Origin of the sequence: Providencia sneebia DSM 19967 (assembly GCF_000314895.2) — a bacterium.
Taxonomy (GTDB): domain Bacteria; phylum Pseudomonadota; class Gammaproteobacteria; order Enterobacterales; family Enterobacteriaceae; genus Providencia; species Providencia sneebia.
Genome location: NZ_CM001773.1, coordinates 3,406,889 through 3,428,824, shown reverse-complemented (window position 1 = coordinate 3,428,824; position 21,936 = coordinate 3,406,889). Strand labels below are relative to the sequence as shown.

The following is a 21,936-nucleotide window of genomic DNA, read 5'->3' as shown; positions in this document are numbered from 1 at the left end:
AGTAAGCTGGGGACCAGTAAGGAATACGCATAACAACGATGGCGATGAAAAAGTTGCTCATAGCGTCGCTGCTACTCGGCAGCGCCACTGCATACGGTTCAGACGGATTCGTAGTTAAAGACATTCGTTTCGAAGGTCTACAACGCGTCGCCGTTGGTGCAGCATTATTGAATATGCCTGTAAGGGTCGGTGATTCGATTGATAACGAAGATATTAGCCGTTCAATTCGTTCTCTTTTCTCTACAGGTAACTTCGAAGATGTTAGGGTCCTGCGTGATGGAAACACGCTGATCGTTCAAGTTAAAGAGCGACCAACCATCGCGAGTATCACTTTCACCGGTAATAAATTTGTGAAAGATGATATGCTCAAACAAAACTTGGAAGCATCAAATATTCGCGTAGGTGAAGCATTAGACCGCACGAAAATATCAAATATTGAGAAAGGTCTAGAAGATTTTTACTATAGTGTTGGTAAATACAATGCGACAGTAAAAGCCGTTGCTACACCATTACCTCGTAACCGTGTTGATTTAAAGTTTGTGTTTTCTGAAGGCGTATCTGCAAAAATTCAGCAGATTAACGTAGTAGGAAACAAAAACTATTCAACAGCAGAATTGGTTAATAAGTTCCAATTACGTGATGATGTACCATGGTGGAACTTAACTGCAGACCAAAAATATCAAAAGCAAAAATTAGCGGGTGACTTAGAAACACTTCGTAGTTTCTATCTAGACCGCGGTTATGCTCGCTTCAATATTGACTCCACTCAAGTCAGTCTGACACCAGATAAAAAAGATATCTATATTACAATTAATATCACAGAAGGTGATCAATATAAGATTTCCAGTGTTGATATCAACGGTAATACAGCTGATCATTTAGCTGAAATTAAAGAGCTGATTACTATTACGCCGGGTGAGTTATACAACGGTGCTCAAGTAACGAGCATGGAAAACAAAATTAAGGACCTATTGGGTCGTTATGGTTATGCCTACCCGCGTGTAATGACTCAACCTGAAATCAATGATGAAGATAAAACTGTTAAGCTGAATGTCAACATTGATGCAGGTAACCGTTTTTATGTTCGCCAAATTCGTTTCCAAGGAAATGATACCAGTAAAGATACTGTTCTACGTCGCGAAATGCGTCAAATGGAAGGTGCGTGGCTGGGAAATGATCTTGTTGAATTAGGTAAAGAACGCCTTAATCGTACTGGATTCTTTGAAACGGTTGATGTCGAAACTCAGCGTATTCCGGGCAGTCCTGATCAAGTTGATGTCATTTATAAAGTTAAAGAACGTAATACCGGTTCAATGAACTTTGGTGTTGGTTTCGGTACGGAAAGTGGCGTAAGTTTCCAAGTTGGTGTAACACAAGATAACTGGTTAGGAACGGGTAATGCTGTTGGCGTCAACGCAAGTAAAAATGATTATTCAACAAACGTTGAAATGTCCTTTACTGATCCATACTTTACCGTAAATGGTGTTAGCTTAGGTGGTCGTATTTTCTATAACGATTTCCGTGCTAAAGATGCTGACTTATCTGGTTATACCAATAAAACCTATGGATTGGATAGTTTCTTAAGCTTCCCATTCAATGAAAATAACTCTTTCCGTTTGGGAGCGGGCTATGTCCATAACTCCTTATCGGATATGCGCCCTCAAGCTGCAATGTGGGAATATCTCAATTCTATGGGAGATTATCCGCACATTAATTCTGATGGACGTAATAAAGAGAAATTTAACGCTGATGACTTTACTTTAAATGTGGGTTGGACTTACAACTCATTGGATCGTGGTTTCTTCCCTACTTCGGGTAATAAAACCAGCCTTTCAGGTAAAGTTACAGTACCAGGTTCGGATAACGAATATTATAAATTGCGTTTTGATACCGCTCAGTATTATCCAATCAATGAAGATGCCACATGGATCGTTCTTGGTCGTGCGCAAGCTGGTTTTGGGGATGGCCTTGGTGGTAAGCAAATGCCATTCTATGAAAACTTCTATGCCGGTGGTTCTAGTACACTCCGTGGTTTCCGCTCGAATAATATTGGTCCAAAAGCCGTTTATTTGAAGAATGTTAATGGGAAAGTCGGACCTGAGCCGGGAAGCCCATCAAGTGATGCGGTTGGTGGTAATGCAATGTATACAGCATCATTCGAATTGATTACACCTACGCCATTTATTGATGAGAAATATGCGAATGCAGTTCGTACCTCTGTCTTCATTGATGCAGGTACGGTATGGGATACCAACTGGAATAGCATTAATCCACAATGGCGCGCAGGCATGCCTGATTATGGTAAAGCAACGAATATCCGTTCATCAGCGGGGGTTGCTTTACAATGGATGTCACCACTTGGACCTCTCGTATTCTCCTATGCGCAGCCGATTAAAGACTACGAAGGTGATAAATCAGAGCAGTTCCAATTCAATATTGGTAGAACATGGTAAGCTGTATTAAGTCTATCTAAGGACTCCCCCACAATTAGTGTGGGGGTGACCAAAATTTCCAGCCATAAATATGGGTTAAGGAGTTTCGTGTGAAAAAATTGTTGTGTGCCGCAGGTGTAGGTTTGGCTTTAGCGATGTCAGCTGGTGCTTATGCAGATAAAATCGCTGTCGTAAATGTTGGCGAAATTTTTCAAAATATGCCTGCACGTGAAGCGGTAGCTAAACAACTTGAGAATGAATTCAAGAGCCGTGCAACAGAGTTGCAAAATCTAGAAAAAGATTTGCAATCACGCGTTGAAAAATTACGTCGTGATGGTGCGACAATGAAGCAAAGCGATCGTGAAAAGCAAGAAAAAGAGCTGATGACTAAGCGTGACCAATTTGCTGAAAAAGCACAAAAATTTGAAGAGGACAATCGTCGTCGTCAAATGGAAGAACGCAATAAAATCCTAAGCCGCATTCAAGATTCAATTAAATCTATTGCTGCGAAAGAAGGCTATGATGTTGTTATTGATGCAAACGCAGTTGCTTATGCAAAAGATAGCGTCGATATCACCAGCAAGGTTCAAAAACAGGTTAAATAATAGATGCCTTCAATTCGATTGGCTGATTTAGCTCAGCAGTTGAATGCACAGTTACACGGTGATGGCGATATTGTTATCACCGGTATTGCTCCGATGTATTCAGCAAATAATCAACAAATTACATTTTTATCTGATAGCCGTTATAGTGATAAATTGGCTGAATGTAAGGCCGCTGCTGTCGTTCTAACAGCAAAAGACCTTAATTCGTGTCAAGTATCCGCACTTGTCGTTGATAATCCTTATCTGGCTTATGCTCGTATGGCGCAGATTTTGGATACTACACCAAGTCCAGCTCAAGATATTCATACCTCAGCTGTTATTGCTGAAGATGTAAAAATTGGTGAGAATGTCTCTATCGGTGCAAATGCAGTTATCGAAAGTGGTGTTGTACTTGGCGATAATGTTGTTATTGGCGCGGGTTGTTTTGTCGGTAAAAATACACGAATTGGTGCTGGCAGTCGTTTATGGGCAAATGTTAGCATTTACCATCATATCGAAATCGGCGAACAATGCTTAATTCAATCGGGCACAGTTATTGGTGCTGATGGGTTTGGTTATGCCAATGATCGTGGTAATTGGGTGAAAATACCTCAGCTTGGAACAGTCATTATTGGTGACCGTGTTGAAATTGGTGCTTGCACCACAATCGACCGTGGTGCTCTGGATAATACTGTTATAGGTAATGGTGTTATCATTGATAACCAATGCCAAATTGCACACAATGTTATTATTGGTGATAACACAGCAGTTGCTGGTGGTGTTATCATGGCGGGTAGCTTAAAGGTCGGTCGCTACTGTATGATTGGCGGTGCAAGCGTAATCAATGGTCATATGGAAATTTGCGATAAGGTGACGGTCACTGGAATGGGAATGGTCATGAGACCAATCACTGAACCGGGTGTATATTCGTCTGGCATCCCTTTGCAGCCTAATAAAGTTTGGCGTAAAACAGCTGCTTTAGTCTTAAATATCAATGAGATGAATAAAAGATTAAAAGCGGTTGAACGTGAATTAGACAGCCAACCTAAAAAAGATCAGTAAGTATTTTGTAATTCAGGTTAAAATAACCCACTTGAGTTACGTTTTCCGGCCTGCCTGTTGACCTGATAAAAGGGTTAAAGCAGGCCGATTCATTAATTTACATTGCATTCATAGACAGGAAGAGTATTTCGATGAGTGATAATCATACTCTGCATATAGAAGAAATTTTAGAGCTGCTTCCACACCGTTATCCGTTCCTTTTGGTTGACCGTGTACTGGATTTTACAGAAGGTAAATCCTTACGTGCAGTAAAAAATGTGTCATTCAATGAACCATTTTTCCAAGGGCATTTTCCAGGTAAGCCTATTTTCCCGGGCGTTCTTATTCTGGAAGCAATGGCACAAGCAACAGGAATTCTAGCATTTAAAAGTGTTGGCAAATTAGAGCCGGGTGAATTGTACTATTTTGCAGCAATAGATAATGCTCGCTTTAAACGTCCTGTTTTACCTGGGGACCAAATGATCCTAGAAGTTGAATTTATCAAAGAACGTCGTGGCGTTGCACGTTTTAAAGGCGTTGCAAAAGTTGACGGAGAAGTGGCCTGCGAAGCAGAAATGATGTGTGCCCGCCGCCGTGAGGTCTGATATGATTGATAAAACAGCCAGTATTCATCCTTCATCCATTATTGAAGATGGAGCAAGTATCGGTGCCAATGTTCGCATTGGCCCTTTTTGTTATATTGGTGCTGATGTTGAAATAGGAGAAGGTACTGAGCTTAAATCACATATTGTTATTAATGGTCATACAAAAATTGGCCGTGATAACGTGATTTTTCAGTTCTCTTCTATTGGTGAAATTAACCAAGATTTGAAATATCAAGGTGAGCCAACTCGCGTAGAAATTGGTGATAGAAACCGTATTCGCGAAAGTGTTACTATTCACCGTGGCACAGTTCAAGGCGGTGGATTAACTAAAGTTGGTGATGATAACCTACTAATGATTAATGCACATATTGCCCATGATTGTATCATTGGTAATCGCTGCATCATTGCAAATAATGGAACATTAGGTGGCCATGTTTCACTTGGTGATTTTGCTATTATTGGTGGGATGACGGCTGTTCACCAATTTTGTCAAATTGGCGCTCATGTTATGGTTGGTGGGTGCTCTGGTGTTGCGCAAGATATACCTCCGTATGTGATTGCTCAAGGTAATCATGCAACACCTTATGGTTTAAATATTGAAGGGTTAAAACGTCGCGGTTTTGATAAAGAATCGCTGCATGCCATTCGTAATGCTTATAAAATACTTTACCGATCAGGTAAGTCATTAGAAGAAGCCCGTGAAGAAATTACTGAACTGGCAAAAACGAACCCTTATGTGAAAGTATTTAGTGATTTTCTTGAAAAATCAGCAGAATCTAATCGTGGTATTATTCGTTAATCTTAACTAATTTAAGATTAACGAAATCAAGGCCTTTATTAAGGAGCGAATTTTGGTAAATGATAGCCGCCCACTTACTATTGGCCTTGTTGCAGGAGAGACTTCTGGCGACATTTTAGGCGCTGGTCTGATCCGGGCTCTTAAACAGCAAGTCCCTAATGCCCGTTTTGTTGGTGTAGCTGGACCGTTAATGCAGGCTGAAGGCTGTGAAGCTTGGTATGAAATGGAAGAGCTTGCAGTGATGGGAATTGTTGAAGTCCTTGGTAGACTGCCTCGCTTATTGTCAATTCGTAAAGACCTCACCAAACGATTTACTCAATTACAACCCGATATTTTTGTTGGTATTGATGCGCCTGATTTTAATATCACGCTAGAAGAAAAATTAAAATCAAAGGGAATTAAAACTATCCATTATGTCAGCCCGTCCGTATGGGCATGGCGGCAAAAAAGGGTTTTCAAAATTGGTCGAGCAACGAATTTAGTGCTGGCCTTTTTACCTTTTGAAAAAGCTTTTTATGATCGTTTTAATGTGCCTTGCCGCTTTATTGGTCACACAATGGCTGATGCTATTCCTTTGCAAGTTGATAAATCTCAAGCGAGACAGCGCCTTGGAATACCAGAACATGTAAAATGTTTAGCTATTTTGCCGGGAAGTCGACATTCAGAAGTTGAAATGTTAAGTGAAGATTTTTTAAAAACGGCAAAAATATTGAAGGAACATTTTCCTGATCTCCATATTATCGTTCCCCTTGTTAATCAAAAGCGCACAGAACAATTTGATTCTATTCGCCAACAAGTTGTTCCAGAACTCATGGTTCATATGTTGGATGGTCAGGCAAGAGATGCCATGATTGCAGCAGATGCAACTTTACTTGCCTCGGGTACGGCTGCGCTTGAGTGTATGTTGACAAAATGCCCGATGGTAGTTGGTTATCGCATGAAGCCATTTACTTTTTGGCTTGCTAAACGGTTAGTCAAAACACCTTATGTTTCCTTACCTAACTTATTGGCAGGGAAAGAGGTTGTTAAAGAGTTATTGCAAGAAGAGTGTCAACCTGAGCGACTTGCTGAGCAACTGATGCCACTTTTAGAAGGTGGTGAGCAGGTTGATGAATTAAAAGAAACATTTTTACAGCTTCATCAGTTAATCCGTTGTGATGCGGATAAGCAAGCTGCTGATGCTGTATTAAATTTGGTTAGAAATTAATGGATTTTATATACCCTAAAGCTAACTTAATTGCAGGTGTAGATGAAGTTGGCAGAGGCCCGCTAGTTGGTGCAGTGGTGACTGCGGCTGTTATCTTAGATCCTAGCAATCCTATTGTTGGATTGACTGATTCAAAAAAGCTCACTGAGAAAAAACGCGAAAAACTGTTTGTTGAAATCCAAGAAAAAGCGTTGTGTTGGTGTGTCGGTCGAGCAGAGCCAGAAGAAATTGACCAACTTAATATTTTGCATGCCACTATGTTAGCTATGCAGCGTGCTGTTGCAGGATTAAGTATCAAGCCAGACTTCGTTTTAATTGATGGAAACCGTTGCCCTGTATTGAGTATGCCATCACAAGCGGTTGTTAAAGGTGATAGCTTGGTACAAGAAATTAGTGCTGCATCTATTTTGGCAAAGGTGATCCGAGATAGAGAAATGGTAGAATTAGATAAAATCTATCCGGAGTATGGATTTGCAAAACATAAAGGCTATCCAACAGCTTACCACTTAGAAAAACTCACACAACATGGGGCAACAGATTTTCACCGTAAAAGCTTTGCACCTGTGCGTCGTGTATTAGAAGCGCAAATTAGAGTATAAATTTGATGGCTGAACCTCGTTTTATTCATTTACGTGTTCATAGTGACTATTCCATGATTGATGGTCTGGCAAAAACCGGTCCGTTAGTCAAAAAAGTAGCCTCTATGGGGATGCCTGCACTTGCTATAACAGATTTTACTAATTTATGTGGATTAGTGAAATTTTATGGTGCAGCACATGGCGCGGGAATTAAACCAATTATTGGTGCGGATTTTTATGTTGAAAGTGAACAACTCGGTGATGAAGTTGCTCACTTGACAGTGCTTGCACGCAATAATGAGGGCTATCAAAACCTAACATTACTTATCTCTGAAGCTTATCAAAAAGGCTATGGCGCTCTAGGCCCGACTATTTATCGGGACTGGCTAGTTAAACATAAAGCTGGTTTAATTTTACTCTCTGGTGGGCGACAAGGTGATGTTGGGCAATTTTTATTGCGTGGTAATCAGGCATTAGTTGATGAATGTCTATCATTCTATGAAATGCATTTTCCTGGTAGCTATTATCTAGAATTGATCCGAACAGGGCGACCAGATGAGGAAAGCTATTTACATGCTGTAGTCGAACTCGCAACACAAAGGGGATTACCCGTTGTTGCAACCAATGATGTGCGTTTTATTGATAGTGGTGATTTTGATGCACATGAAATTCGCGTTGCTATTCATGATGGTTTTACATTAGTTGATCCTAAGCGCCCTAAAAATTATAGCCCTCAGCAATACTTACGAACTGAACAAGAGATGTGTGAGCTGTTTGCTGACATCCCTGAAGCATTGGAAAACAGTGTAGAGATTGCTAAGCGTTGTAACGTCACAATCCGCCTTGGTGAGTATTTTCTTCCTCAATTTCCTACCGGAGATATGGCAACTGAAGACTTTTTGGTCATGCGATCTAAAGAAGGGTTGGAAGAACGCCTTCAGTTTTTATTTCCAGATGAAAAAGTCCGAGCGGAAAAACGCCCTGAATATGATGAACGTTTAGACATTGAACTTAACGTTATTAACCAAATGGGATTTCCCGGTTACTTCTTGATAGTCATGGAATTTATCCAATGGTCAAAAGATAATGGTGTTCCTGTCGGGCCGGGAAGGGGATCTGGTGCAGGTTCACTTGTTGCTTATGCTCTGAAAATCACAGATCTTGATCCTTTAGAATTTGACTTACTTTTTGAGCGTTTCTTAAACCCAGAACGTGTTTCCATGCCTGACTTTGACGTCGATTTTTGCATGGAAAAACGAGATCAAGTCATTGATCACGTTTCTCAAATGTATGGGCGTGATGCGGTATCCCAGATCATTACATTTGGTACTATGGCAGCAAAAGCGGTTATTCGTGATGTTGGCCGTGTCCTTGGTCACCCTTATGGCTTTGTTGATAGAATTTCTAAGCTAGTGCCGCCTGACCCAGGAATGACATTAGAAAAAGCTTTTGAAGCCGAACCTCAGTTACCTGAAATTTATGAGGCAGATGAGGAAGTTAAAGCGCTAATTGATATGGCGCGTAAATTAGAAGGTGTCACACGTAACGCTGGTAAACATGCTGGTGGTGTCGTTATTGCACCAACAAAAATTACCGATTTTGCTCCGCTATACTGTGATGCTGAAGGGAAAAACCCAGTTACCCAATTTGATAAAAATGATGTTGAATATGCAGGATTAGTCAAATTTGACTTCTTGGGATTGCGCACATTAACAATCATCAACTGGGCATTGGAAATGATCAATGCAAGGCGAGCGAAAAAAAGCCTTGAACCGATTGATATTGCAGCTATTCCACTGCAAGATACAAAAAGTTTTGACATGTTGCAGCGCTCAGAGACCACAGCCGTTTTCCAGCTTGAATCAAGAGGAATGAAAGATCTGATCAAGCGCCTGCGTCCTGACTGTTTTGAAGATATGATAGCGCTAGTCGCACTCTTTCGTCCGGGCCCTTTGCAATCCGGCATGGTTGATAACTTTATTGACCGTAAACATGGGCGCGAAGAGATCTCTTATCCTGATGTACAATGGCAACATGAGTCTTTAAAACCTGTTTTAGAGCCAACATACGGTATTATTCTTTACCAAGAACAGGTTATGCAGATAGCTCAGGTTTTAGCGGGTTATACCCTTGGCGGCGCAGATATGTTGCGTCGTGCAATGGGGRAAAAGAAACCTGAAGAGATGGCTAAGCAGCGCTCTGTTTTTAAAGACGGTGCGATTAAAAATGGCGTTGATGGTGAGCTATCAATGAAAATCTTTGACTTGGTGGAGAAATTTGCCGGTTACGGATTTAACAAGTCTCACTCAGCGGCCTATGCATTAGTTTCTTATCAAACATTATGGCTTAAAGCGCATTATCCTGCTGAATTCATGGCGGCCGTAATGACTGCGGATATGGATAATACGGAAAAAGTCGTTGGCCTTGTCGATGAATGTTGGCGGATGGGGCTTAAGGTTTTACCACCAGATATTAATAGTGGCCTATACCATTTTCATGTTAATGATGAAGGTGAAATTGTGTATGGTATTGGTGCAATTAAAGGTGTTGGTGAAGGGCCGATCGAAGCGATTATTGAAGCGCGGCAGAAAGGTGGTATTTTTAAAGAGATTTTTGATCTCTGTGCTCGTGTTGATATAAAGAAAATAAATCGCCGTGTGATGGAAAAATTGATCATGGCGGGTGCGTTTGATCATTTAGGTCCCCACCGTGCCGCTTTAATGTCTTCTCTTGAAGATGCATTAAAAGCAGCAGATCAGCATGCAAAAGCGGAAGCTATTGGGCAAACAGATATGTTTGGTGTACTGGCTGAAGCGCCAGAACAAGTTGAAAGTTCTTATGCAAGCATTCCCGAATGGCCAGAACAAGTTGTTTTAGATGGTGAAAGGGAGACATTAGGGCTCTATTTAACAGGGCACCCAATAACTCGATACTTAAATGAGATTGAACGCTATACTAATGGCTTGAGATTAAAAGATGTGAACCCAACCCCTCGTGGTCAAGTGACAACTGTGGTAGGTTTAGTGCTTTCATCAAAAGTCATTACGACGAAACGTGGAAATCGCATTGGGATTTGTACGCTTGATGATCGTTCCGGTCGTCTGGATATTATGTTATTTTCAGATGCGCTAGATAAATACCAACATTTGTTGGAAAAAGACAGTATCCTTATTGCCACCGGTCAGGTCAGCTTTGATGATTTCAATGGTGGTAATAAAATGACAGTGCGAGAGCTCATGGATATTAGTGAAGCCAGAGAAAAATATGCTCGAGGGCTTGCAATTTCACTGTCAGACAAACAAATTAATGATCAATTACTGAACCGACTTCGCAGTGCTCTTGAACCCTATCGTTCAGGGACGATCCCGGTTCATTTGTATTATCAGAAGGATGATGCTAGAGCCAAACTTAAATTTGGCGTTATTTGGCGTGTAACACCCGTTGATGCTCTTCTGAATTCTCTGCGAACTCTGCTGGGTAATGAGCAGGTAGAATTAGAATTTGACTAAAATAGGAATATTATGAGTCTGGATTTTCTTGATTTTGAACAGCCAATTGCTGAATTAGAAGCGAAAATTGATTCGCTGACCGCAGTTAGTCGTCAAGATAACAATTTAGAAGTCAACCTAGATGAAGAGGTTGCTCGTTTACGTGAAAAAAGTGTTGAACTAACACGTAAGATTTTCTCTGATCTGGGGGCATGGCAAATTGCTAAACTCGCTCGTCACCCACGTCGACCATATACATTAGATTATATTCCTCGTATTTTTACTGATTTTCAGGAATTAGCTGGAGATCGTGCTTATGCGGATGATAAAGCTATTGTTGGTGGAATCGCGCGTTTAGAGGGCCAACCTGTTATGGTTATTGGCCATCAAAAAGGCCGCGAAACTAAAGAGAAAATTCGCCGTAACTTTGGTATGCCTGCACCAGAAGGTTATCGTAAAGCTTTACGATTGATGGAATTAGCTGAACGTTTTAATTTGCCTATTATTACATTCATCGATACTCCAGGCGCATATCCAGGTGTTGGTGCTGAAGAACGTGGTCAATCAGAAGCCATTGCACGCAATTTACGTGAAATGTCCCGTTTATCCGTTCCGGTTATTTGTACTGTTATTGGTGAAGGTGGTTCAGGTGGTGCATTAGCCATTGGTGTTGGCGATAAAGTCAACATGCTGCAATACAGCACTTATTCCGTTATTTCACCAGAAGGCTGTGCTTCTATTTTGTGGAAGAGTGCAGATAAAGCACCTTTAGCCGCTGAAGCAATGGGGATTACAGCTCCTCGCCTTAAAGAGTTGAAATTGATTGATAATATTGTGTCAGAACCTTTGGGCGGTGCTCATCGTAATTATGATGAAATAGCACAATCTTTGAAAACCCGCCTTAGCGAAGATTTAAATGAGCTAATGGAATTTGATGAAGATGCGCTAAAAAATCGCCGTTATCAACGATTGATGGAATATGGTTACTGCTAATTTTTAGTTATAGCTTATTTAAGAACGGGAGCTGGTTTTTTACTTGCTCCCGTTTTTTATGAGTTACAAGAATATGCTTGCCATTAGGACTATCATATTGTTTGTCATAGTCAAAATAGTAACAATGAACAAAGGCAAATAGATGACTAAGCAATCACAAGTTATTATTGAACATGTGCTTAATAAAATAGGTGACTTCACAAAAGTATTAATTGGTTTTAGTGGTGGTGTAGATTCAACGGTACTATTGCACTCACTTTATCAAATAAAAAAATATCAGCGGCCACAGCTACAAATTCGAGCGATCCATATTCATCATGGATTAAATACAAAAGCTGATTCATGGGAAGCGCATTGCCGAGAACTTTGCAATAAATGGGAAATTCCGTTTATTTGCTGTCATGTTACTGTTGATCCGACGGATAAGGGCATTGAAGCAGCTGCTCGATCAGCTCGATATCAAGCTTATCGTCATGAACTTGACTCTGATGAAGCGCTTTTGACCGCACAACATTTAGATGATCAAGCTGAAACTTTTATGCTGGCATTGAAAAGAGGAAGTGGTCCTGCGGGACTTTCTTCAATGCCGGAGCGCATTGAGTTTGTTGCGGATAATGTTCAAACTTGGTTATTACGACCGCTATTATCAATCTCCCGTCATGCATTAGAAATTTACGCGCAAGAATACCAGTTGAGTTGGGTTGAAGATGATAGTAATCAGGACGATCGGTATGATCGTAATTTTTTACGATTACATGTTATGCCGATGCTCACAGAACGCTGGCCTCACTTTACAAATGCAGTTTCACGTAGTGCATCACTCTGTGCTGAGCAAGAATCTTTACTTGATGAATTATTGCAAGATGTATTAGATGAAATTGTTGATTATCACGGCGGATTATATATAGATGGCTTACAGGATTGCTCTCGAGAAAAGCGCAATGCTTTATTACGCCGTTGGGTTGGCTTACATCAACTGCCAATGCCTCCATTTAATCAACTTGAGCGAATTTGGTGTGAAGTTGCTCTCGCAAGGCAAGATGCGGAACCTATTTGTCAATTAGGTCATGTTGATATTCGGCGTTATCAAGGTGCATTGTGGATCGTTCGCCGGATTAATCGTTTATTTGGTCAACAATTCGAATGGCATTACCCACAATCTTTTGTATTGCCTGAATCTTTAGGTCTAATTGAAGTCATGGAAGGAGAAGGGCAAATACGGCCTCCTGAGCAAAATGAAAAAGTGACTGTACGCTTTGGATTACAAGGAACATTCAATATTGTTGGGCGGCAACACTCCCGCAGTAGCAAAAAAATCTGGCAAGAGTTAGGTGTATCACCTTGGATGCGCGAAAGAACGCCACTGATATATTATAATGATAAATTAATTACTGCTGTGGGGTGTTTTATTACACCAGAAGGTTTGGTGAATGTGGACTCGCCAGGCGTTGCCTACCATTGGGTGAAAAATGATGAGTATCAAAGCGTGAAGTCGTAGTAATTAGAAGCCCCTTAAGACTGTGATTTATCATAAGGGGCGCAGAGAATAACTCGTCTTGGATGAGTTCTAGTGAGAGAGATCGACAACAATAGTGCCGATTTCAGGATGACTGAAGGTTACGATATAATCCAATCTTAACTCTTTTGTCCCATCGAGAGTCTCTAAAATCAAGTACTCTACTTTCTTCCGTAAGAGTAAGTCACTGGCTTTCCCTTCAACAATCTCACCGCCATAAAGTTGAATTTCTAATTTCAACTCACGTTGGCAGGCGAGCTCAAGATATTCATAATCATCACAATTGATAGGTTGATATTCAGTATCTGTAGACATATTCCCTCACCACTATGTTAGTGGCGGTTATTGCCGCCTTGACTATTATTACCAAGCATCATGTGCTTCATTGGATGATAGCACAGTAATTTTAAGAACAATAATCTGTGTTATACACAAAATCATTTAGCATGCACAATAGTTCTTATGAAAAATTTTTACGAATGATATAAATAAGTGTTTGTACTTATTTTTGATAAACATTACTGTAACAGTATATAAATACTATAAATTTAGACCTAAATTTGATTGATAATGGCAGCCGAAGAGACATCAGTCAATTCTTAAATGTCATCATCGCAATAGCATGATTTATATGAGATGCTATGATGTAAATAAGGATTAAAGTATAAAAATTGAATAATTAGGAGATAAAGGTAATGAAAAAATCACTATTTTCAGCATTAATAGCGATGAGTGTAATAACTGTAGTAGGCTGCCAAACGGTGACTAAAGAGCCTAAAGTAACCTACATAGACAGAGCTTATACTGGCATTATACCTTGTGCTGATTGTTCAGGTATTGAAGCAACATTGCTGGTTAATCAAGATGGTACCTATGTTGAACAATTAGTGTACTTAGGTACTCGCGATGGCGATCAAACATTTAATGAAACTGGTACATGGGCTAAAGATGGTAATAAATTACGCATGACAAATGCGAAAGGTGAACGAGCTTACTTCTTACCATCAACCGATGACAAATCAATGACATTACTGGATCAAGAAGGTAATAAAATTGATTCAGAGTTGAACTATACATTAAAGCAAGTCGCACCAAGTAAGAAAATCGGTGAGTATCGCTACTTTGCTGATGCAGCCACATTTACAGAATGTAAAACAGGCCGTCAATTTGCAGCGGAAGGGTTAGAGCTTGAAAAAGGCTATAGTGCGACAGGTGTCACAGGTGGAACCCCTGTATATGCTGAAATTGAAGGATACTATACCGTTAGACCTTCAATGGAAGATGGACTTTTCGATCCTGCTTTAGTACAAACAGGTGAGATCATGTTTGATAAATCAACTTCTTGCAAATAATGATGTTGAACTGATTTAGTATAAATGGACTAAATTAGATAATAAATAAAATGCCCTCAAGTATTAACTATCTACTTTGAGGGCATTTTGTATTATGGGTTAGAAGGTGATTAACTCAGGTTGCTTGAGAGTTTTTCTTTTAAGAAACTCACAACATTATCAAGTCCGACCAATGATTTTTCATCACTACGGCGAGCTTTATATTCAACTTGGTTACTATCTAAATTACGGTCACCAATAACAATGGTATATGGCACGCCAATCAGTTCCATATCAGCAAACATAACACCAGGGCGTTCTTTGCGGTCATCAAAAATAACTTCAATTCCTTGTGCTTTTAAATCAGCATAAAGTTTTTCAGCAACTTCTTTGACACGATAAGATTTGTGCATATTCATTGGTAAAATTGCTACTTGGAATGGCGCAATAGCATCTGACCAAATGATACCGCGATCATCATGGCTCTGCTCAATTGCAGCGGCAACAATACGTGTTACACCAATACCATAGCAACCCATGGTGACGATTTGATTATGGCCTTCTTCATTTTGTACTGAGGCTTTCATCGCTTCAGAATATTTAGTGCCAAGTTGGAAAATATGACCAACTTCAATACCACGTTTGATTAATAATGTTCCTTTGCCATCTGGGCTTGGGTCACCATTAACAACATTACGTAAATCAAAAGTTTCTGGCTGAGGTAAATCACGTTCCCAGTTGATACCAAAATAGTGTTTACCATCAATATTTGCACCCGCACCGAAATCACTCATCGTCGCAACACTGCGATCAATGACGATAGGCAGAGGCATATTGATTGGGCCTAATGAACCTGGAGCAGCATTAATAGCAGCTTTGATTTCTTCTTCTGAAGCAAATTCAAGTGGGCTCGCAACTAATGGATGTTTTTCTGCTTTGACTTCATTCAGTTCATGGTCGCCACGAATAAGCAAAGCCACTAATGTATGACCAGAATCTTTTTTCGCACGAACAATTAAAGTTTTGACCGTTTTTTCAATTGGTAAACCAAATTGCTCAACTAATTCTGCAATTGTTTTAGCATTTGGTGTATCAACAAGTCGCATTTCTTCAGTTGGTGCTTGGCGAGGTGTTAATGGCGCAATAGCTTCTGCCAATTCGATGTTTGCTGCAAAATCAGATTCCGTTGAAAAGACGATGTCATCTTCACCACTTTGTGCAAGCACTTGGAATTCATGAGACGCATTTCCACCAATAGAACCTGTATCTGCTTGTACAGCGCGGAAATCAAAACCAATTCGAGTAAAGATTTTGCTATAAGCTTCATACATTGCATCATACGTTTCTTGTAATGATTCTTGCGATGTATGGAAAGAATAAGCATCTTTCATGATAAATTCGCGAGAGCGCATGATACCAAAGCGAGGGCGAACTTCATCACGGAATTTAGTTTGAATCTGGAATAAGTTCAGTGGTAGTTGTTTATATGAAGTAATTTCATTACGTACTAAATCCGTAATGACTTCTTCATGAGTTGGACCTAAGACAAAAGGGCGCTCTCCGCGATCAGTAAAACGCAGCAATTCTGGACCATACTGTTCCCAGCGGCCGCTCTCTAGCCATAGGTCGGCGGGTTGAACGACGGGTAAAGAAACTTCAATTGAGCCTGCATTTTCCATTTCTTCACGAATAATGTTCTCGACTTTACGTAGAACACGGACACCAGTCGGCAGCCAATCATAAAGTCCAGATGCAAGTTTACGGATCATTCCTGCGCGAAGCATCAATTGATGGCTGATTACTTCGGCATCCGCAGGAGTCTCTTTTAATGTTGAGAGCAGATATTTGCTAGTACGCATTGTATAGGTTCCATTAGAACAACGGGTTATGGCAATAAGTCATATTACCAAATCAATCTAGGCTGCAAATGCAGCATGATAAAGAGCTAGTCTACCAGTGACTGTGCTTTGCCAAAAGGGGTTAAACCGTTTTTTCATAAGGTTCGATAGCAAATATTTCCGTCACATTATCAATGACTCTCCAACGAACATTAAAATTTAATAAATGGACGGCATAATCACGAATTTCGGCAGAATTTTTTTTATAAGCAGGTCTGGGATCTTGCATTAAGACCTGCTGTATAAATTTCTGTATCCCCGGGTATTGTACTTCATATTCTGTTAATGCTTTTTGTACCTGCGGATGGAAAATAACTTGCATATCATCTGAAGGTGCATCTTGTGCAAATCCAGCTTTTGCATCAGGAATGGCTTCAGCAAAAGGTAAATAGGGTTTTATATCAATAACTGGGGTGCCATCCACTAAATCTAAGCTTCCTAATTCTAAAATAACATTATTACTCTTTTGGCTAATTCCTTTTAATTCAATCAATGACATACCAATCGGGTTGGGCCTAAAGGTAGAGCGCGTAGCGAAGACGCCTATTTTGTCATTTCCCCCCAATCGTGGTGGCCTAACTAATGGTTTCCATCCACCATTCATGGTTTGATGAAAAACAAAAAGAACCCAAATATGACTAAATTGAGTTAATCCTCGCATTGCGTTTGGATCATTATAAGGTGGGTATAAATGCAGGCGTCCTGTTCCCGACGAAACGAGTCCAGGCTGGCGTGGGATAGCAAATTTCTCTTTATAAGGCGATTCAATATGGCCGATGATATTACATTCAAATGATTTCATTTATTTTAATTGATAATTTGTACAGCACTACCTTCACAAATTGTTGCTTGAAAGCAGCCTGGATAAGTCAGAGTCTGACATTGATGTAAAAGCACCGCATCCGCGGCAATGTAAGCGGCTTTCACTAACATGCTATTTTTTGCTGTTGTCACACTTGCTGGTGGACTTTGAACATTTGCACGACAAGATTCGCCTGAAACAATACCAAGATCTCGAAAAGGCATACCAAGAAGTTCTTCTGGGCTATTCATTAACTTAACATTTGATTTTTTTTCTTTGGCTTTTTTCTGAGTGACTGGCTTAGACAACTTCATACTCGAAAAGCCTTTATTCTGATTTTTATAAATCTGTTGATTCATTCCGCACCCCGTTAAGACAAAAATCATAAGGGTGGGTAATAACAATCTCATAAGTTTTTCCTTTATTATAAGTATTGGAAATATATTCTTGCTGTGTTTTGTGTGTTTTTAATACAAAAAAATACTAGATGACAATAAGTCATCTAGTATATTAAATTGTTTCTAATTAATAAAAAAGATTACCAACCTTTAACAGCACCACCATCGAAAACTTCATCTGCTTTCTTAGCGACTTCATCTGATTGATACGCTTCAATAAATTTCTTCACATTTTCGCTATCTTTATTATCGTCACGAGCAACAATTAAGTTAACGTATGGAGATTCTTTATCTTCAACAAATAAACCATCTTTTGCTGGAGTAAGTTTTGGTGTTGCACTGCTTGCCCAAGTTGTGTTGATGATAGCTAAGGCAATTTTTTGGTCATCAAGCGCGCGAGGTAATTGCGGTGCTTCTAACTCAATAAATTTTAAGCCTTTTGGATTTTCAACAACATCCAAAATAGTTGGCAGCAAACCTGTGCCCTCTTTTAATGTGATTAAACCTTGTTGTTGCAGTAATAATAATGAGCGACCTAAGTTAGTTGGGTCATTTGGTAATGCAACTTGTGCGCCATCTGCTAGTTCATCAATAGATTTAATTTGTTTTGAGTAGCCCGCAATAGGGTAAATAAAAGTATTACCTACTGGTGTTATTTTATAATTTCTATCTTTAATTTGCTGATCAAGATAAGGTTTATGTTGGAATGCGTTAGCATCAATATCACCTTTGCTGAGTGCTTCATTTGGCAGAACAAAATCATTAAAAGCAACAAGTTCAACATTTAGCCCATATTTTTCTTTTGCAACTTTCTGCGCAACTTCAGCCACTTCTAACTCTTTACCCATGATAACACCCACTTTGATGTTATTTGGATCTTTTTGCTTTTCACCACAGCCTGCTAGAGCTAATGTACCTAATAGCGCGCCGACAACTGCAATAGATTTGAATTTAATTGACATAGGTAATACCCCTTTAACGCTTCTTTTATAGCACCAAAACGGCGCTGCTATTGTAGAGACTATTTGTGTGACACTTTCTTCATCAGATATTCACCCGTAAATTGAATGATGAATACTATGATAATTAATAGGACAAGAACGGTATTCATAACTAATGGATTATAAGTGTAATATCCATATTGCATTGCAATTTGCCCTAAACCACCGGAGCCAACTGCACCGCCCATTGCTGAATAACCGACTAACATAATCAAGGTGATCGTTGCTGCATTGATAATCCCTGATAATGATTCTGGTAATAAAATTTTACGGATAATTTGTAGTGGTGTAACGCCCATTGCTCTTGAAGCTTCGATTAAGCCACTTGGAACTTCTAATAATGTATTTTCAACCATTCGAGCAATGAATGGGATGGCACCAACAGTCAGTGGAACAATCGCGCCTTCGATACCAATCGCTGATCCCACTAAAAACTTTGTAAATGGGCTTATCCATACTAATAAAATGATAAATGGAATTGAACGGAAAATATTCACAACTGCTGAAATAACTGCATAAAGCACAGTATTTTCCATGACTTGTCCACGACGGGTCACGTAAAGTAGAACGCCAGTAGGCACACCTAGTAAGAACCCTAAAATTGCAGAAACGAATGTCATGATAATAGTATCAATCGTTCCTGATATAAGTAGTGCAATCATTCCTTCAGACATAACCCAAAACCTCTACTTTGACATGATGCTCTTTCAAAAATTCAATTGTTGACTCAACTCCACCATTGACCCCGTGTATTTCAGCTAGCATAACGCCAAATTTCACACCACCGGCATAATCAATTTGGGAACTCAGTATATTAATATCTATGTCAAATTTACGTACAGCGATGGAAATCAAAGGAGCATCGACTGACTGACCTGTGAATTCAAGTTTCAGTAATGGCGATAAACCTTCAGCTGGTGAGCTTTTTAGTTTTTCACTGTAATCATCCGGAATATCGATGACCAAAGTAGATTTAATAAACTCTTGGGCAACTGGTGTTTTAGGGTGAGAGAAAACTTCACTCACTTTATCTTGTTCAATTAATTGACCGCCACTGATAACAGCAACATGGTCACAAATACGTTTAACCACATCCATCTCGTGGGTGATTAACAAAATAGTTAAACCTAATCTACGGTTAATATCCTTAAGTAATTCAAGGATAGAACGCGTAGTTGCAGGATCTAGTGCACTGGTCGCTTCATCGCACAATAAAACTTTTGGTGAATTTGCTAAAGCACGAGCAATCGCAACACGTTGCTTTTGACCACCGGAAAGATTGGCAGGATAAGCATCCTTTTTATCACTTAAACCAACAAGCTCAAGCAACTCATTCACGCGCTCTTTAATTTTCTCTTTTGGTGTATTATCCAGTTCTAATGGTAATGCGACGTTATCAAAGACATTACGTGATGATAACAGATTAAAATGCTGGAAAATCATGCCAATACCACGACGAGCTCTCGTCAATGACTTTTCAGGTAGTGCAGTTAAATCTTGTCCATCAACAATAACCTGTCCTGATGTCGGCCGTTCAAGCATATTGACGCAACGGATTAAAGTACTTTTACCTGCACCAGAAGCACCTATCACACCGTAGACTTGTCCAGCAGGAACATGCAAGCTGATGTTAGTCAAAGCTTGTATGTTACGGTTTCCTTGTTGGAAAACTTTATTAATATTCGAGAGCTTTATCATTTATTTCTTCTAAATATATAGGAATTAATTTTTAGACATTAAATCTAACTAGATCGGATGTTAAGGCGTCTAGACGTCCAAGTCAATAAAGATTACCTTAATTTATTATGTTCTCATTTATTTTATTTTCATGAGATACTTAAATGACATAAATTTTTAGGAGTAAAGTGGTGAGCAAAGGTATACCAGCAATTTTTCTTGATAGAGATGGCACAATCAATATTGACCATGGTTATGTACATAAAATTGATGACTTTCAATTTATTGAAGGCGCAATTGAAGCTATGGCTGAATTAAAAAAAATGGGCTATGCGCTGGTGGTCGTGACCAACCAATCAGGTATTGGACGAGGAATTTATTCTGAAGATGACTTCATGCAATTAACAGAATGGATGGATTGGTCATTAGCAGATCATGATATCGACCTTGATGGGATCTATTTTTGTCCTCATCATCCAGAGGCGACGGATGAAATATATCGCCTTGACTGTGATTGCAGAAAACCAAAACCGGGCATGTTACTAGATGCTAAGTCCTTTCTTAATATAGATATGGCTTCTTCTTATATGGTTGGAGATAAACTAGCAGACATGCAAGCTGGAAAAGCGGCAAATGTTGGTACAACAGTTTTAGTCAGAAGTGGTCAGGAAGTCACTGAAGCTGCAATAGAGAGTTCGGATTTTGTCATTGATAGTATTTCTGACCTGCCAAATATGATAAAAAACATCAAAAAATAGACGTTTTGAGTGATATGCAAGCAATCAAATAATTTTTTGCAAAAAACACTTGCGAGAATTCTCCAGCTCCCTATAATGCGCATCCACTGACTAGGAACAAGGCGATGCAAAGCAACGCTGAGTGACGGAGCCGCAGTTAACAACTTGAAGTTAAACGAGTTAATGTTAAGTTGGCGGTAACGAAAACGGCAGCGAGATGTTCTGAAAAGAAAAAGCGAAAAAAAGCTTGACATCTCGAAAAGGTAGGCGTAATATACGCCAAATTGCGATAAAGACCTTTGGTCGCTATTAAAAAGATAGTCGCAACGCTCTTTAACAATTTATCAGACAATCTGTGTGGGCACTCACAAGACACTATCAAAAAATATTTGATTGAAAAAGTCTTGAAGAGTGACTAACACGTTAATTCATATACATATGAACTAATAGGTAATCTGGTTTCTTCGGAAATCAGGCGACAGTAAAGATTCTTTGAGCATCAAACACTTTTAATTGAAGAGTTTGATCATGGCTCAGATTGAACGCTGGCGGCAGGCCTAACACATGCAAGTCGAGCGGTAACAGGAGAAGCTTGCTTCTCGCTGACGAGCGGCGGACGGGTGAGTAATGTATGGGGATCTGCCCGATAGAGGGGGATAACCACTGGAAACGGTGGCTAATACCGCATAATCTCTAAGGAGCAAAGCAGGGGAACTTCGGTCCTTGCGCTATCGGATGAACCCATATGGGATTAGCTAGTACGTGAGGTAATGTTTCACCTAAGCGACGATCCCTAACTGCTCCCACACCATGATCTTCCACTCTGGGACTGAGACACGGGCCATACTC

General features: G+C 39.8%; 19 protein-coding genes. 12 read left to right on the top strand and 7 right to left on the bottom strand.

The window, feature by feature from the left end:
• Positions 1-38 precede the first annotated feature (38 nt).
• From bamA to tilS, 10 genes are all read left to right on the top strand, one after another.
• A complete protein-coding gene (gene bamA / locus OO7_RS14160) occupies positions 39-2,453 on the top strand; it encodes an outer membrane protein assembly factor BamA (RefSeq protein WP_008916615.1) in 2,415 nt (804 codons plus the stop codon).
• Positions 2,454-2,542: 89 nt separating this feature from the next.
• Entirely contained in the window at positions 2,543-3,037 is a 495-nt protein-coding gene (gene skp / locus OO7_RS14155) for a molecular chaperone Skp (protein WP_008916614.1), read from the top strand.
• Between the two features lie 3 nt (positions 3,038-3,040).
• Positions 3,041-4,078, top strand: coding sequence for a UDP-3-O-(3-hydroxymyristoyl)glucosamine N-acyltransferase (gene lpxD, locus OO7_RS14150; protein ID WP_008916613.1), 1,038 nt, complete (start codon positions 3,041-3,043; stop codon positions 4,076-4,078).
• A gap of 131 nt (positions 4,079-4,209) precedes the next feature.
• Positions 4,210-4,662: a 3-hydroxyacyl-ACP dehydratase FabZ gene (gene fabZ, locus OO7_RS14145; RefSeq protein WP_008916612.1), complete on the top strand. Its 453-nt coding sequence runs from the start codon at positions 4,210-4,212 to the stop codon at positions 4,660-4,662.
• Position 4,663: 1 nt separating this feature from the next.
• Positions 4,664-5,461 carry an acyl-ACP--UDP-N-acetylglucosamine O-acyltransferase gene (gene lpxA / locus OO7_RS14140; protein ID WP_008916611.1) on the top strand — a complete coding sequence of 266 codons (798 nt, stop codon included), beginning with the start codon at positions 4,664-4,666 and terminating at the stop codon, positions 5,459-5,461.
• A 52-nt stretch (positions 5,462-5,513) separates the two neighbouring features.
• Positions 5,514-6,668: a lipid-A-disaccharide synthase gene (gene lpxB / locus OO7_RS14135; RefSeq protein WP_008916610.1), complete on the top strand. Its 1,155-nt coding sequence runs from the start codon at positions 5,514-5,516 to the stop codon at positions 6,666-6,668.
• Positions 6,668-7,267: a ribonuclease HII gene (gene rnhB, locus OO7_RS14130; protein ID WP_008916609.1), complete on the top strand. Its 600-nt coding sequence runs from the start codon at positions 6,668-6,670 to the stop codon at positions 7,265-7,267. Before lpxB ends, rnhB begins: the two co-directional genes overlap by 1 nt.
• 5 nt (positions 7,268-7,272) lie before the next feature.
• Positions 7,273-10,755, top strand: coding sequence for a DNA polymerase III subunit alpha (gene dnaE / locus OO7_RS14125; RefSeq protein WP_008916608.1), 3,483 nt, complete (start codon positions 7,273-7,275; stop codon positions 10,753-10,755).
• Between the two features lie 12 nt (positions 10,756-10,767).
• Positions 10,768-11,727 (top strand): acetyl-CoA carboxylase carboxyl transferase subunit alpha, encoded by a 960-nt coding sequence (gene accA / locus OO7_RS14120; RefSeq protein ID WP_008916607.1) that lies wholly within the window; start codon positions 10,768-10,770, stop codon positions 11,725-11,727.
• Positions 11,728-11,869: 142 nt separating this feature from the next.
• Positions 11,870-13,225: a tRNA lysidine(34) synthetase TilS gene (gene tilS / locus OO7_RS14115; RefSeq protein WP_008916606.1), complete on the top strand. Its 1,356-nt coding sequence runs from the start codon at positions 11,870-11,872 to the stop codon at positions 13,223-13,225.
• A gap of 69 nt (positions 13,226-13,294) precedes the next feature.
• On the opposite strand, the gene rof is transcribed toward tilS, so the two are convergent.
• Positions 13,295-13,558 (bottom strand): Rho-binding antiterminator, encoded by a 264-nt coding sequence (gene rof / locus OO7_RS14110; RefSeq protein WP_008916605.1) that lies wholly within the window; start codon positions 13,556-13,558, stop codon positions 13,295-13,297.
• Between the two features lie 380 nt (positions 13,559-13,938).
• Between rof and nlpE the strand changes: the two genes are divergently transcribed.
• The gene (gene nlpE, locus OO7_RS14105) at positions 13,939-14,595 is read left to right on the top strand and encodes an envelope stress response activation lipoprotein NlpE (protein WP_008916604.1); all 657 of its coding nucleotides are present in this window, start codon (positions 13,939-13,941) and stop codon (positions 14,593-14,595) included.
• Between the two features lie 110 nt (positions 14,596-14,705).
• Here nlpE and proS read toward each other — a convergent pair whose 3' ends face one another.
• The 6 genes from proS to metN form a co-directional block, all read right to left on the bottom strand.
• On the bottom strand, positions 14,706-16,433 hold the full coding sequence (gene proS / locus OO7_RS14100) for a proline--tRNA ligase (RefSeq protein WP_008916603.1): 1,728 nt from the start codon (positions 16,431-16,433) through the stop codon (positions 14,706-14,708).
• A gap of 121 nt (positions 16,434-16,554) precedes the next feature.
• Positions 16,555-17,274 (bottom strand): tRNA (N6-threonylcarbamoyladenosine(37)-N6)-methyltransferase TrmO, encoded by a 720-nt coding sequence (gene tsaA, locus OO7_RS14095; protein ID WP_008916602.1) that lies wholly within the window; start codon positions 17,272-17,274, stop codon positions 16,555-16,557.
• 5 nt (positions 17,275-17,279) lie between these two features.
• Positions 17,280-17,684 (bottom strand): Rcs stress response system protein RcsF, encoded by a 405-nt coding sequence (gene rcsF / locus OO7_RS14090; protein WP_008916601.1) that lies wholly within the window; start codon positions 17,682-17,684, stop codon positions 17,280-17,282.
• 128 nt (positions 17,685-17,812) lie between these two features.
• Entirely contained in the window at positions 17,813-18,634 is an 822-nt protein-coding gene (locus OO7_RS14085) for a MetQ/NlpA family lipoprotein (RefSeq protein ID WP_008916600.1), read from the bottom strand.
• Between the two features lie 59 nt (positions 18,635-18,693).
• A complete protein-coding gene (gene metI / locus OO7_RS14080; RefSeq protein ID WP_008916599.1) occupies positions 18,694-19,347 on the bottom strand; it encodes a methionine ABC transporter permease MetI in 654 nt (217 codons plus the stop codon).
• Positions 19,340-20,371, bottom strand: coding sequence for a methionine ABC transporter ATP-binding protein MetN (metN, locus tag OO7_RS14075; protein ID WP_008916598.1), 1,032 nt, complete (start codon positions 20,369-20,371; stop codon positions 19,340-19,342). The genes metI and metN overlap by 8 nt, the downstream gene beginning before the upstream one ends.
• 170 nt (positions 20,372-20,541) lie before the next feature.
• Here metN and gmhB point away from each other — a divergent pair, with 170 nt between their 5' ends.
• On the top strand, positions 20,542-21,108 hold the full coding sequence (gene gmhB / locus OO7_RS14070; protein ID WP_008916597.1) for a D-glycero-beta-D-manno-heptose 1,7-bisphosphate 7-phosphatase: 567 nt from the start codon (positions 20,542-20,544) through the stop codon (positions 21,106-21,108).
• Positions 21,109-21,936: the final 828 nt, after the last annotated feature.

Coding starts and splice junctions, on each gene's coding strand:
- bamA (WP_008916615.1), top strand. CDS start 39: ATGGCGATGAAAAAGTTGCTCATAGCGTCGCTGCTACTCGGCAGCGCC.
- lpxD (WP_008916613.1), top strand. CDS start 3,041: ATGCCTTCAATTCGATTGGCTGATTTAGCTCAGCAGTTGAATGCACAG.
- fabZ (WP_008916612.1), top strand. CDS start 4,210: ATGAGTGATAATCATACTCTGCATATAGAAGAAATTTTAGAGCTGCTT.
- lpxA (WP_008916611.1), top strand. CDS start 4,664: ATGATTGATAAAACAGCCAGTATTCATCCTTCATCCATTATTGAAGAT.
- rnhB (WP_008916609.1), top strand. CDS start 6,668: ATGGATTTTATATACCCTAAAGCTAACTTAATTGCAGGTGTAGATGAA.
- accA (WP_008916607.1), top strand. CDS start 10,768: ATGAGTCTGGATTTTCTTGATTTTGAACAGCCAATTGCTGAATTAGAA.
- tilS (WP_008916606.1), top strand. CDS start 11,870: ATGACTAAGCAATCACAAGTTATTATTGAACATGTGCTTAATAAAATA.
- rof (WP_008916605.1), bottom strand. CDS start 13,558: ATGTCTACAGATACTGAATATCAACCTATCAATTGTGATGATTATGAA.
- nlpE (WP_008916604.1), top strand. CDS start 13,939: ATGAAAAAATCACTATTTTCAGCATTAATAGCGATGAGTGTAATAACT.
- proS (WP_008916603.1), bottom strand. CDS start 16,433: ATGCGTACTAGCAAATATCTGCTCTCAACATTAAAAGAGACTCCTGCG.
- tsaA (WP_008916602.1), bottom strand. CDS start 17,274: ATGAAATCATTTGAATGTAATATCATCGGCCATATTGAATCGCCTTAT.
- rcsF (WP_008916601.1), bottom strand. CDS start 17,684: ATGAGATTGTTATTACCCACCCTTATGATTTTTGTCTTAACGGGGTGC.
- OO7_RS14085 (WP_008916600.1), bottom strand. CDS start 18,634: ATGTCAATTAAATTCAAATCTATTGCAGTTGTCGGCGCGCTATTAGGT.
- metI (WP_008916599.1), bottom strand. CDS start 19,347: ATGTCTGAAGGAATGATTGCACTACTTATATCAGGAACGATTGATACT.
- metN (WP_008916598.1), bottom strand. CDS start 20,371: ATGATAAAGCTCTCGAATATTAATAAAGTTTTCCAACAAGGAAACCGT.